The sequence below is a fragment of the uncultured Flavobacterium sp. genome (genome assembly GCF_951805225.1).
Taxonomy (GTDB): Bacteria; Bacteroidota; Bacteroidia; order Flavobacteriales; family Flavobacteriaceae; genus Flavobacterium.
This window is the reverse complement of record NZ_OX638201.1, coordinates 4239003-4251768: the sequence shown is the minus strand read 5'-3', so window position 1 is coordinate 4251768 and position 12766 is coordinate 4239003. Positions and strand designations below refer to the sequence as shown.

Here is a 12766-nt window from a genome sequence, read left to right as displayed (position 1 = left end):
TAGCTAGTTGGTTTTGTAAAAGTCGACAATTTTTTTGGCTTTTGATACTCCAATTACATCCGAAATTTCTTTTTCTGATGCTAGTTTCAATCTTTTAACACTTTTGAAATGTTGTATTAACGTTAGCATGGTTTTTTCTCCAATTCCGGGAATGCTTTCTACAGACGAATTCAGCGCAGCTTTGCTACGTTTGTCTCTATGAAAAGTGATTCCAAAACGGTGCGCTTCATTTCGCAGTTGCTGAATTACTTTTAATGTTTCTGATTTTTTATCCAAATATAATGGAATGGAATCTCCGGGATAAAAAAGTTCTTCGAGTCGTTTTGCAATTCCGATAATGGCAATTTTTCCGCGTAAACCCAATTCATCGATACTTTTTAAAGCAGCAGATAATTGACCTTTTCCACCATCAATAATAATCAATTGCGGAAGAGGTTGATTTTCGTCTAATAATCTTTTGTAACGGCGATATACAATTTCGGTCATCGAAGCAAAATCGTCCGGACCTTCGACCGTTTTTACATTAAAATGGCGATAATCTTTTTTACTTGCTTTTCCATCTTTAAAAACCACGCAAGCCGCAACCGGATTTGTTCCCTGAATATTCGAGTTATCAAAACATTCGATATGTCGCGGTTCAACATGTAAACGTAAATCTTTTTGCATTTGAGCCATGATTCGATTCGTGTGTCGATCAGGATCTACAATTTGCAATTGTTTCAGTTGTTCGATTCGGTAAAACTTAGCATTTCGAATCGATAAATCTAAAATCTGTTTTTTGTCTCCCAGTTGAGGAACGGTTGTTTTGATGTTTTCGCCCAAATCAATTTCAAACGGAACAATAATTTCTTTTGATAATAACTGAAAACGCTCGCGAAGTTCTATAATTGCCAGTTCTAAAAGTTCTTCGTCAGTTTCGTCCAGTTTTTTCTTCATTTCTAAAGTATGCGAACGAATAATCGATCCGTGTGATATTTGCAGGAAGTTTACATAAGCCGCACTTTCATCAGAAACAATCGAGAAAACATCAATATTGGTGATTTTCGGATTTACAATCGTAGATCTTGATTGATAATTTTCAAGAACTTCAATTTTTTCTTTGATTTTTTGTGCTTCTTCAAATTGTAAATTCTGCGCATATTGTGTCATTAAACGCTTGAAGTCTTTCATGCTTTCTTTGAAATTTCCTTTCAGAATTTCGCGAATCGCATCGACTTGTTTTTGATAATCTTCCAGAGATTCAAAGCCTTCGCATGGACCTTTGCAATTGCCAATATGATATTCCAGACAAACTTTGAACTTTCCTGAATCTATATTTGATTTACTTAAATCGTAATTACAAGTTCGCAACGGATACAACTCTTTGATTAGATCTAAAATTGTATGTACGGTTTTGAAACTTGTGTAAGGTCCAAAATATTCAGAACCATCTTTGACCATTCTTCGGGTCGAAAATATTCTCGAAAAAGGTTCTCTTTTGATACAAATCCAAGGGTAACTTTTGTCATCACGCAACAATACATTATAACGCGGCTGTAAAGTTTTGATTAAATTGTTTTCTAATAAAAGCGCATCGGTTTCGGTAGGAACGACGATGTGTTTTATGGTCACAATTTTTTTTACCAGAACATTCGTTTTGGCAGTATCGTGGATTTTATTGAAATAAGAGGAAACTCTTTTTTTAAGATTTTTGGCTTTTCCAACATATAAGATCTTCCCGTCTTTATCATAATATTGATACACGCCGGGATTGTCCGGCAAGGTTTGGATTTGAAGATCTAAGGACGGTTTTTGCATTCTGTTTTGTTTCTGAAGATAACTGAAAAGCGTTTTCAAAAACCATTCCGATTTCTGTAAAAAGCTTAACATTGATTTAGTTTCAAATTTACGAAATCCAAAGAATAATTTCTATATTTAGATTTTATAATTCCATATGAAAAATAATACGCCCCTGGTTATTTTTGACGAAGCCATTTTGCCCGGAGAAAGCAAAACGATAAACGTCGAAATTGCTCGTTTGCATACCACTACAAAACTTAATATTCCGGTTATTGTACGCCGTTCAAAAATTGAAGGTCCGGTAGTTTTATTCTCCGCCGGAATTCATGGAGACGAAATTAACGGAGTCGAAATCGTCAGACAGATCATCAGCAAAAAAATTAATCGTCCGGCAAGAGGAACTATTATTTGTATTCCGATTATCAATATGTACGGTTTTGTCAATAAATCACGTGAGTTTCCTGACGGAAGAGATTTAAATCGTGTTTTTCCCGGAAGTAAAAAAGGATCTTTGGCAAGTAGATTTGCCTATCATATTGTTGCGCAGGTTTTACCAATTATAGATTATGCTGTCGATTTTCATGCCGGAGGAGCAAGCCGATTTAATGCGCCACAAATAAGAATAACAGAGAATAATCCCGAATTGAAACTTCTGGCAGATGTTTTTAATGCGCCGTTTACACTTTATTCTAAAAATATTGGTGGCTCTTTTAGAAATACCTGCGAAAAAGCAAACGTAAAAATGCTTCTTTTTGAAGGCGGAAAATCATTAGATATTAATGATTTAGTTGCAAATGAAGGCGTGATGGGAGTGAAGCGTTTATTGAATTATCTAAAAATGCTTGACCCAAAACATATCGTTGAAGAAGCAGAAGATCCTTCGATATATATTAAAAACTCGGTTTGGCTGCGTGCAAAATGTTCCGGTTTATTGCATGATTATAATAGAATTGGACGTTTTGTGACCAAAGGAACTATTTTGGCAATTATAACAGATCCGTTTGGTAAATTTGAACAAAAAGTAAAAGCACCTCACGACGGATTTGTGATCAACGCTAATCATTCGCCAATTGTGTACGAAGGTGATGCGATTTATCATATGTCTAAAAATAGCCTCGATAATGCCGACGAATAAAAAAGAATTACGACTACACTATAAAAATCTTCGAAAACAACTTTCTGAAAATGATATCGAAGAAAAAAGTTTGGCTATAGCCAATAATTTAATCACTTTGCCTATTTGGGATAAAACCTATTATCATGTTTTTCTTCCTATCGAAGAACAAAAAGAAGTAAATACCGAATACATTTTACATTTATTATCCGGAAAAGATAAAGAAATTGTGGTTTCTAAAAGTGATTTTGAAACCCGCGGAATGTCTCATTTTTTATTGACGGATAATACTAAAATCAAGAAAAACGAATACAATATTCCCGAACCTGTAAATGGTTTGCCAGTTCCATCAGAAACTATCGATGTAGTTTTTGTTCCGCTTTTGGCTTTTGATATTTTGGGAAACAGAGTTGGTTACGGAAAAGGTTTTTATGATAAATTTCTAGCAGAATGCAAACCTGAAACCATTAAAATTGGACTTTCCTTTTTTGAATCCGAAGAACAAATCGAAGATATTTTTGAATCTGATGTAAAACTGAATTATTGTATTACACCTCAAAAAACATATACTTTTTAATTTTTAACCATATAAGTGATATAAGTAAATTTAAGCTATTCGCGTGTTTAGTCTAAAATGAACTTATATCACTTATATGGTTTAGAAAAAAATATGCGTCTCAAATAAAATTTTATCATTTGATAAAGCCTTTAAAAATGCGCACTTTTTTATTTTAGAAAACTTTATTTTTTCATTAGCCAAAATTTAAGAAAATTCTTGGCACCAAATTTGGATTGGCGAAAATCGCAGATAATCTTCACTAGTACATCCGGAATGCTGGTCGTTATTTGAGAGTAAATCATTCACTAATTTCTAAAATTTATTTTAAATGAAAAATAAAGCTTTTTATTTGATGGCATTCCTTTTACTTATTTTAGTTAGTTGTAAAAAAGAAGATGCCGCAGCTGTAGAGACAATGGATATGACAGTTGTTTCGACCGATGAACTTCCAGAAGAAAATATTTCAGATCCCAATACTGAAAGTTACGCCGGACTTGAAGAAAACCCTTTTGAGTCTCCACAAAAATCACCACTTTCTACTTTTTCTATTGATGTTGACAATGCATCATATACCAATATTCGCCGATTTATTAACGAAGGACAAAAGGTTCCTAAAGATGCTGTTCGTGTCGAGGAAATGATGAATTTCTTCAAATACAATTATCCACAGCCAGAAGGACAACATCCGTTTTCGATTAACACGGAATTAAGTGATAGTCCGTGGAATAAAAACTGTCAATTATTGAAAATTGGCTTACAAGGAAAAAATATTCCAATGACTAATTTGCCCGCTTCAAATCTTGTTTTTCTAATTGATGTTTCGGGTTCCATGGATGAATCTAATAAACTTCCGTTATTAAAAGAATCGATGAAGATTTTGGTAAAAGAACTTCGTCCACAGGATAAAGTTTCGATAGTAGTTTATGCCGGTTCTGCCGGTGTTGTTTTAGAACCGACTTCGGGCGATGAAAAAGAGGAGATTTTAGCAGCTTTTGATAATTTAAGCGCTGGCGGAAGTACAGCTGGAGGAGAAGGAATTGAACTTGCTTATAAACTTGCTCAGGAAAACTTTATAAAAGAAGGAAATAACCGTGTTGTTATCGCAACAGATGGAGATTTTAATGTTGGAGCATCTTCTGATGTGGAAATGGAAAAACTAATCGAAGAGAAAAGAAAATCAGGTGTTTTCTTAACTGTTTTAGGATATGGAATGGGAAATTACAAAGACAGTAAAATGGAAATTCTTGCCGACAAAGGAAACGGGAATTATGCTTATATAGATAATATTCAGGAAGCTAATCGTTTTCTTGGGAAAGAATTCAAAGGTTCGATGTTTGCCATTGCTAAAGATGTGAAGATTCAAATCGAATTTAATCCGAAGCACGTTCAGGCTTACCGATTAATTGGATATGAAAACAGAAAATTAAATGCGGAGGATTTTAAAAATGATAAAATCGATGCCGGAGAATTAGGAAGCGGTCATACTGTTACGGCTTTATACGAAATTATTCCAACAGGCGTTGAAAGCGATTATGTTCCTTCAGATTTAAAATACATAAAAGTAAGTCAAAATGATTCTGGGAATGGTAATGAATTGGCGACGATTAAATTTAGATATAAAAAACCTGATGGCGATAAAAGTATCGAAATGGTAAGTACAATCGGAACCAAAAAAGTAGCTTTAGACGAAAGTTCTTCCGACTTTAAATTTACAACCGCAGTTGCCTGGTTTGGATTAAAATTGAGAGATTCAAAATTTATAGCAAACAGTTCTACTTCGGATATAAAAAGATTAGCTAAATCTGGTTTATCAAACGACGAAGACGGTTATAAAGCCGAATTCATTAGATTGGTTGATGCCGTAAATTAGAGAAAAACTAAAAACAGAAAATCCCAAATTCCAATATATAATTGGAATTTGGGATTTTTTATGCTTGAAATTTTATGATTTTTTATTTTACTTCTTTAATTGTTGTTCCATCGATCCAACCTTCAGTTCCGTCAGTTAATTCGATTTTTTTCCATTTTCCAAGGGTTTCGGTAACGTAGACTTTTGATCCTTCGTGCAACAAGAAAATAGCTGCGCCCGCTTTTTGAGGTTCGCTTCTAACTTCGCTTAATTCTGAAAAAACAATTGCAGGGCGATCGTTGTCAAAATGATTTTTCTCAGACATTCCGGCAAAAACACTCAATAATAAAGCAACCAAAAGAATAAACATTCCAATGAAATAAATTCTTTTTGTAAGTGTAAGTTCTGAAAAGTAATATCCAATAAATGCCAGTAGAAACAAGAATCCAAATCCAACAGCGATTTTTGCCCACGTATTATAATCAAAAATACCTGTAAAGTTCTGAATCAGTTTTGCAAAACCTACTTTTGGAACTTCTTTAATTTCGTCGATTGTTAGTTTTTTGGCAAATTTTAAATTGTTTAAAGTCTCCGGATCATGAGGTTTTAGAACCAAAGCTTTCTCATAATTATAAATCGAAGGTGCTACTTTATTTAATTTATAATAACTGTTTGCCAGGTTAAAATACAATTCAGCAGATTGTTGTTTGTCTTCTTTAATAACACTTTCATAAACATCTACAGCTTGCTGATATTGTCCTTTTTGGTACAATGCATTTCCTTTTTCAAAGCTGCTTTGAGCAAAGAAAACCTGCGTGATTAATAAAAAAAGATATACGATATGTTTCATTTTATTCTTTGTTAAACCCGACTGGTTTTTAAAACCTGTCCGGTTTGATTCTAATAATTTAAACGATTTGTTTTTCCAGTTCTGAGATAATCAAAACAGCTTTGTCATAATCCTGTTGAATCGAAGCGCTTGATGCCGGAGCATAACGTGCAAACTCACAGTTTTCTGTCAAATTAATGAAATTTTGAACCGTTTCAGGATTTGAATTTCGGGAAAGCAACAATTCGCGAATATTGTCTTTACTCATTTCTGAGGTTTCAATATGCAATTTTGCTTTCAGGAAATTATGCATTGCTTTTTCAAGAGCAATATAAAATGGCTCTTTGTTGTTGAGTTGTTTCTTAGCTTCAGATAAATATCTCTTCGCCAGTTTGTTGTTCATTCTAATACGGTTTCCGGTAACGTCACCATCAATTGCTTCTTTTCTTTTCTTAGCCAGAACAATAATTGGTATAATTACAAACGGTAAAAACAATAAAGCGTAATACAAATCAGAACCATAAAAATCATTTCTTGCAATTGCCGTTAATGTTGTTTTAGACTTGATATATTTGAATTGTTCTGTTTTCGAAATCACATTTTTAGCCGCTGTTGCATTTGCTTCAGCCTGCATTGGTCCGTCCAGAACATCAACCATGATTTCTGGTGACGTTATAGTTTTATAAGAACCTGTATTTAAATCAAAATAAGAAAACTGCATTGGTTTGATCGCATATTTCCCTTTGTATTGTGGAACAATGGTGTATTTATCAGTGATTTTCCCAGACATTCCGGATAGTGAAGTTGTCACTTTTTCGTCATGAACAGGATCGTACATTTCTAATGCATTAGGAACGACAGGTTTTGGCAAAGTAAACAATTTCATGTTTCCGTTTCCTGAAGCGCTAACAATCAAATCAAGACTTTCTCCGCTTTTTAATGTTGTTTTAGAAGGCGTTACCGTAAAATCAAATTTACCAACCGCTCCGCCAAAACCTTCCGGTTTAGTAGCTTCTGGAAGAGGTCTTACATTGATCGTTTTTGCTCCGGCAGAAACAACTTTATTTCCATCAGTTACAATCATCTGACCAAACATATCACGACGATTCGAAGGCAATTGAACGCCAATATCCAACGAAAGTGGTTCAATAGTAAGTCTGCCTGATTTTTGAGGATATAAAATGGTTTTCTTTAAGATTACATAATAACATCTTTGACCCTGATAAGTTCCTTGCTCAACGGCCAATTGCTTGATGTCAATATTCTGATTCCAGAAGTCGTTGTATTTTGGCTTAGCCAATTCTTTAAAACCGGTAACATTGATATAATTGAAATACAGTTTGTAAACCACTGTAATTGGCTCATTCAAATAAGGATTCGTTTTAGAGATTTCGGCAACAAGATTAAGCATTTCATCTCCGGTAGAAGTTCCCTGAGGTCTGCCGCTATCATTAGGATCTCTTTCTTGTGCAACGGCATTTGTAACAACAATTTTTATAGGTGCTGTTTTGTAAATCTGACCGTTGTATTCAATTGCAGCCTGTTTGATGTAAAAAGTTCCCTTTTTCTCAGGCTGTAGAATATAGGAATATATTTTTTGAAAAGAACTTCTTCCGTTTACCCAAGACTGACTTACTTGTTGACTTGGACCACCAACGATTCTAAAACCTTCAAATGAAGGCTGATCAAAGTTGTCTCCATCAACATTCATCATAAAGTCAATGCGGAATCTTTCGTTCAGTCCGAGCGTGTTTTTGCTTACTCTGGCTTCAAATTGAACTTGAGCCAAAAGCCCTTGAAAAGTGAATAGGAATAGAATTAAATATCTTTTCATTAAATTGTTTAATCGTTGTTTTAGTTTAACTGTTTAATCGTTTTTTTTATTGTTTACTCGTAGTCAAATTAACGGTTAAACAAATAAACGATTAAACGATGTTTTTACCAGTCTTTTTCTGTTTTTTTAGGAGAACCTTTTACTTTTTGAGCGTTTACTTTATCCTGAATTTTCTTCTCTTCGTTGTTTACAGCATCTAATAAATTCTGAACTCGTTCTTTAGAAATTCCTCCAGGCTGTGGTTTTGGCTCTCCTTTATTGTCTGACTTATCATCTTTCTTAGGATCGTTTTTACCATCTTTTTTATCTTTGTCTTTATCGCCCTTGTCGTCTTTTTTGTCCTTATCCTTGTCTTTATCTTTATTTTTATCCTTGTCTTTGTCCTTGTCTTTGTTTTTATCCTTGTCCTTATCTTTATTTTTGTCTTTGTTCTTATCGTTTTTAGGAGGATTTTCTTTTAGCTTTTGTTTTGCCAAAGCATAGTTGTAACGAGTTTCATCATCTGTTGGATCGTTACGTAATGCTTCTTTGTAAGCTTCAACCGCTTGCGTATAATCTTTCTCTTTCATGAAGACATTTCCTAAATTGTGAAATGCTTTATGTTTTTCAGGTCTTGTTTTAGCATTTTTTATTGCTTTCGCGTAAGCAAACTTAGCTTCCGAAACCTGATTTTGTTTATAGATAGTATTTCCTAAATTATAAGGAGCAGCGGCACGTTTTGGAAATTTTGATTCTGAAATTCTATAGTTTGCTTCAGCATCAACAAATTTATTCTGCTTATATTCATCATTGGCATCAGGCAATGTTTTATCTTTTTCCTGAGCCGAAACCGCCAAAGAAAACGTTAGTAAAATATAAAGAAGTAAATTTTTCATTCTAATTTTTTTATTTTTTGTTCTGAATTTTGAATCAGAACAATTATTTCTTTTCGTTAAATAAATTCAACTCTTTTATCCAATTTGTTTTTCTTTCTAAAAGGAAAATGTCAACAAACAATAACAAGAAAGCAAAGCCAATAAACCATTGAAATTGCGATTGAAAATCGGCCATTTGAGTAGCTTCAAATTCGGTTTTCTGAATGTTGTTTAAAGCATTTTTGATATAATCTAAAACTTCCTTCGTGTTTCCGCCATATACATAACCGCCTTTTGTAGCTTTTGCAATGGTTTTTAAACCTTCCTGATTTAGTTTTGTAATAACCGTTTGACCGTTTTGATCTTGTTGATAGCTTCTGATTACGCCATTTTCTCTTAACGGAATTGTTCCTCCTTTTTCAGTTCCAACACCAATCGTAATGATTTTCATTCCCATTTTGTTGGCTTCTTCTGCTGCAGCCGAAGCTCCTTCAGAATGATCTTCTCCATCAGAAATCAGGATTAAAAGTTTACTTGTTTTGCTTTTTTCGTCAAAATAAGTAGATGATAATCGAATTGCTTCATCAAGCGAAGTTCCTTGTGATGAAACCATATCAGGCGTCATACTTTGCAGAAACATTTTGGCAACACTATAATCAGATGTAATTGGCAAAACCGGAAAAGCACTTCCCGCATAAGCTACAATTCCAATTCTGTCATTTCCTAAATTATTGATGATTTGCGAAACCAGTTGTTTACTTTTTTCTAAACGACTTGGCGCAACATCTTCGGCAAGCATACTTTTAGAAACGTCAACGGCAAAAACAATATCAATTCCTTCGCGTTTTACAGTTTCCATTTTTGTTCCAATCTTCGGATTTACTAATCCGATAATCAAACAGGCAAGAGCCAAAAGGAGAACTGATAATTTTAATACAGGTTTAAAAACAGATCGCTCCGGACTCAGTCTTTTTACCATTTCAAGATCTCCAAATTCGCGTTGTTTTTTTCTTTTCCAATACATATTGAAAAGGAAAATACACACCACAATTGGGAGTAATAATAAAAGATATAAATATTTTTTTTCGTCTAATTCCATTTTTTAATTCTAGTTTTCAGTTTTCGGTCGCAGTTTTCAGTTGTGGACTGATTACTGAGACTGAGACTAAAATATTTTAAATAAAGCTTCTGTAAACTGTATTTCTTAAACCTACTTCTAACAATAATAAAAAGGCTGCCAATAAAACAAAACCTCTGTATTTTTCGTCATAATCATAGAATTTTAATTCTTGAATTTCAGTAGTTTCTAATTTATTAATCGCGTTGTATATTTCGGCTAATCTGTCATTGCTTGTTGCTCTAAAGTAAGTTCCATCTGTTTTACGAGCAATATTTTTCATTAATTGTTCGTCGATTTCTACTTTTTGCATTTTATATAAAAATCCTCCGTTTGGAGCATAAGCGTATGGAGATTCCGCCATTCCGTTTGTACCAATTCCAATCGTGTACACTTTTATTCCGTATTGTTTTGCGATGTCAGAAGCAGTTTCCGGTTCAATAAATCCGGCATTATTTACACCGTCAGTCATTAAAATGATAATTCTGCTTTTTGCTTTACTGTCTTTAAGACGGTTTACAGCCGTTGCCAATCCCATTCCAATTCCGGTTCCGTCTTGTAAAACTGTATCATATTTAATGCTTTTTATAGCTTCAAGAATAATTGCTTTATCACTTGTAACAGGAGTTTTAGTATAAGCTTCAGAAGCGTATAAAACCAATCCAACTCTGTCATTAGGTCTTTCTGTAACAAAATCCGAAGCTACTCTTTTTAAAGCTTCCATACGGTTTGGCTTTAAATCTTTTGCAAGCATACTTCCTGAAACGTCTATTGCAAGAACAATATCAATTCCTTTTGTGGTTTTAGTCTGACTGCTAATATCAACTGTTCTTGGTCTTGCCAAAGCAATAATCAAAGAACATAAAGCAATGATTCTAAAAACATATAAACAAGGTTTTAATTTCGTTAATAGTGATTCGCTATTTTTGAAACCTTGTGTCGAACTCATTTTTAAAGTAGCTGATTGTTGATTTCGTTTCCAAAAGAACCAGGCGATCGCAATTGGAATCAAAAGAAACAACCAAAAAAATTCTGGGTTTAAAAAAGTTATCTTATCCATTAGTTACTCGCTTTTTGAAGTTCAACAGAATTTAAAATACGCTCTGTAATATCATTTGCATAAGTATCACCTTCCTGATGTAAAATCACGATTTGTTGTAATCCCTGATCTTGTTTGAAAAGTAAAATTTCATAGTATGCTTTTGAACTCGATTTGTCAACCGGATTTAAGATTGTCATTGTTCCGTATCCTTTTAATCCCTGAATACCTTGATTTGTCTGGAAATCTTCTTGTTTTACAATAATATTTTGTGCGCCCTGAGCTTCCATTATTTTTAAAGATCCTTCCAGAGCTTTTGCTAAATCAAGTTCTACCGGATTTTTGAATTTACTGGTTGAAACTGCTACGTAAAAGTTGTCAATCATGCTTCCGTAAGCAAAAAGCTGCATCTCTTTAATCAGCGCCATAGTTTCTTTTGGTAACACTTTTTGAGTATCCATTCGTTTTAAAACTTTTGGAGTTTCAATTAAAACAGCTGGATTTCCGTAAGCACTTTTTACCCAAACGCCTTCTAGTAATTCTTTAGACGGATGTCCAATAAGATTATCTTTTACATAAGTGAAGCCTTTGGTAACAATAAAGAATGTCGTTGTAGCAAATATTAAGAATACAACAGTTCCTACAGCAATTGCAATACGTTTGTTGCGTTTTTTTAATAATTGTTGTTTGATCTGTTTTTGTTTCTGAGCTTCATTTAATAATTGATCTTCCTCTTCGGCCGGAACTTCAGTTGGGATTGCATTATCAAGCGTAAGAATTACTCTTTGAATTTTATTTCTGTCTTCGGTAATTTCAAATTCTAAAGGTTTAGATTTTGCAAATTTTACTAAATCCGCCTGACGTAAAACACGCTCTAGATTCTCTACAGTTTCCGGAGTCAGCGTCATTTTCTTTTTTGTAGAAGCGGTTCTGATTGCCTGAATCAATTCAGAAGTTGTACTTTCCATTGCAGGAATATGAATCGCTTCTTCGATATAATTACGGGCAATATCTGTTAATTCACTATAATATTCTTTGATTTCGCCTTTTTGAACCAGTTCTTTTGACTCCAGATTGTTTAATAAACTTGTCGCTTTTTCGATAGGAGTTTTATAAACTTCTTCTTCAATTTTTTTCAATTGGTGTTTTTTAACGTACCAATATACAAATGCGCCAATTGCCAGAATAACGATAAAAATCAAAACATAAATCCACCAATTTCCTATTCCGCTATCTGCAGCAGTGATGTCTTTGATGTCGTACATTTTTTGTTGCAAAGTATCGACTTTTACATTTGCTACTTCAACGCGAATAGAATCAGTTTGATAAGGTTTTTTGTCAATTAAAATCTTAATACTTGGAATTGTATATTTTCCAGAATCAAATTGCGTTAAACCATATTTTTTGATCAATTCATAAGTATCATTTTTCTTAACCGTATCAATTGGATAAGATTGAATTACTTCAAGCTGACCAATAGTTTTTAGTTTAGGGAAAACAACTTTAGATTTTGAGCTGACAACCGTTTTAAGCGTTAACTTAAATTCGGCTCCAATTTTATTTTTTGTGGTATCAATGCTCGTCTCCACTTGTTTTTGCTGGGCAAAAATAGCAGAGGAAAGTAAAAATAAAAATATGTAAAACTTTAATTTCATTTGATTTTTGATTTCAGATTTTATTCTAAAATGAATGCTTAATTATGGCACGCGGATGACGCGGATGGCACAGATTTAAGCGGATTTTATTTCTGGATATTTATATTTTTAAAATCTAATATTCTAACAATCTAATC

At 33.5% G+C, this 12766-nt stretch carries 10 protein-coding genes; 3 read left to right on the top strand and 7 right to left on the bottom strand.

Annotated features, from left to right (window positions below):
* Positions 1 to 3 precede the first annotated feature (3 nt).
* Entirely contained in the window at positions 4 to 1797 is a 1794-nt protein-coding gene (uvrC, locus tag WN975_RS17825; protein ID WP_337967667.1) for an excinuclease ABC subunit UvrC, read from the bottom strand.
* Positions 1798 to 1933: 136 nt separating this feature from the next.
* Here uvrC and WN975_RS17820 point away from each other — a divergent pair, with 136 nt between their 5' ends.
* The 3 genes from WN975_RS17820 to WN975_RS17810 all read left to right on the top strand — a co-directional run bounded on the left by WN975_RS17820 (position 1934) and on the right by WN975_RS17810 (position 5322).
* Positions 1934 to 2914 carry a succinylglutamate desuccinylase/aspartoacylase family protein gene (locus WN975_RS17820; RefSeq protein WP_099709844.1) on the top strand — a complete coding sequence of 327 codons (981 nt, stop codon included), beginning with the start codon at positions 1934 to 1936 and terminating at the stop codon, positions 2912 to 2914.
* Positions 2901 to 3470, top strand: coding sequence for a 5-formyltetrahydrofolate cyclo-ligase (locus WN975_RS17815; RefSeq protein ID WP_337967666.1), 570 nt, complete (start codon positions 2901 to 2903; stop codon positions 3468 to 3470). Before WN975_RS17820 ends, WN975_RS17815 begins: the two co-directional genes overlap by 14 nt.
* Before the next feature lie 310 nt (positions 3471 to 3780).
* A complete protein-coding gene (locus WN975_RS17810) occupies positions 3781 to 5322 on the top strand; it encodes a VWA domain-containing protein (protein ID WP_338140822.1) in 1542 nt (513 codons plus the stop codon).
* An 82-nt stretch (positions 5323 to 5404) separates the two neighbouring features.
* Here WN975_RS17810 and WN975_RS17805 read toward each other — a convergent pair whose 3' ends face one another.
* The 6 genes from WN975_RS17805 to WN975_RS17780 all read right to left on the bottom strand — a co-directional run bounded on the left by WN975_RS17805 (position 5405) and on the right by WN975_RS17780 (position 12629).
* Positions 5405 to 6151: a tetratricopeptide repeat protein gene (locus WN975_RS17805; RefSeq protein ID WP_337967665.1), complete on the bottom strand. Its 747-nt coding sequence runs from the start codon at positions 6149 to 6151 to the stop codon at positions 5405 to 5407.
* Between the two features lie 58 nt (positions 6152 to 6209).
* On the bottom strand, positions 6210 to 7964 hold the full coding sequence (locus tag WN975_RS17800; protein ID WP_337967664.1) for a BatD family protein: 1755 nt from the start codon (positions 7962 to 7964) through the stop codon (positions 6210 to 6212).
* A gap of 104 nt (positions 7965 to 8068) precedes the next feature.
* Complete coding sequence (locus WN975_RS17795; protein ID WP_337967663.1) at positions 8069 to 8839, bottom strand: tetratricopeptide repeat protein; 771 nt, start codon at positions 8837 to 8839, stop codon at positions 8069 to 8071.
* Between the two features lie 43 nt (positions 8840 to 8882).
* Positions 8883 to 9917 carry a VWA domain-containing protein gene (locus WN975_RS17790; protein WP_337967662.1) on the bottom strand — a complete coding sequence of 345 codons (1035 nt, stop codon included), beginning with the start codon at positions 9915 to 9917 and terminating at the stop codon, positions 8883 to 8885.
* 76 nt (positions 9918 to 9993) lie between these two features.
* A complete protein-coding gene (locus WN975_RS17785; protein ID WP_337967661.1) occupies positions 9994 to 10995 on the bottom strand; it encodes a VWA domain-containing protein in 1002 nt (333 codons plus the stop codon).
* A complete protein-coding gene (locus WN975_RS17780; protein WP_337967660.1) occupies positions 10995 to 12629 on the bottom strand; it encodes a hypothetical protein in 1635 nt (544 codons plus the stop codon). The genes WN975_RS17785 and WN975_RS17780 overlap by 1 nt, the downstream gene beginning before the upstream one ends.
* Between the last annotated feature and the right edge of the window lie 137 nt (positions 12630 to 12766).

What these genes read in the sequence shown, in the direction of transcription:
- WN975_RS17795 (WP_337967663.1), bottom strand. Translation starts at nt 8,839, where the DNA reads ATGAAAAATTTACTTCTTTATATTTTACTAACGTTTTCTTTGGCGGTT.
- WN975_RS17810 (WP_338140822.1), top strand. Translation starts at nt 3,781, where the DNA reads ATGAAAAATAAAGCTTTTTATTTGATGGCATTCCTTTTACTTATTTTA.
- WN975_RS17780 (WP_337967660.1), bottom strand. Translation starts at nt 12,629, where the DNA reads ATGAAATTAAAGTTTTACATATTTTTATTTTTACTTTCCTCTGCTATT.
- WN975_RS17785 (WP_337967661.1), bottom strand. Translation starts at nt 10,995, where the DNA reads ATGGATAAGATAACTTTTTTAAACCCAGAATTTTTTTGGTTGTTTCTT.
- WN975_RS17805 (WP_337967665.1), bottom strand. Translation starts at nt 6,151, where the DNA reads ATGAAACATATCGTATATCTTTTTTTATTAATCACGCAGGTTTTCTTT.
- WN975_RS17815 (WP_337967666.1), top strand. Translation starts at nt 2,901, where the DNA reads ATGCCGACGAATAAAAAAGAATTACGACTACACTATAAAAATCTTCGA.
- WN975_RS17820 (WP_099709844.1), top strand. Translation starts at nt 1,934, where the DNA reads ATGAAAAATAATACGCCCCTGGTTATTTTTGACGAAGCCATTTTGCCC.
- WN975_RS17800 (WP_337967664.1), bottom strand. Translation starts at nt 7,964, where the DNA reads ATGAAAAGATATTTAATTCTATTCCTATTCACTTTTCAAGGGCTTTTG.
- WN975_RS17790 (WP_337967662.1), bottom strand. Translation starts at nt 9,917, where the DNA reads ATGGAATTAGACGAAAAAAAATATTTATATCTTTTATTATTACTCCCA.
- uvrC (WP_337967667.1), bottom strand. Translation starts at nt 1,797, where the DNA reads ATGCAAAAACCGTCCTTAGATCTTCAAATCCAAACCTTGCCGGACAAT.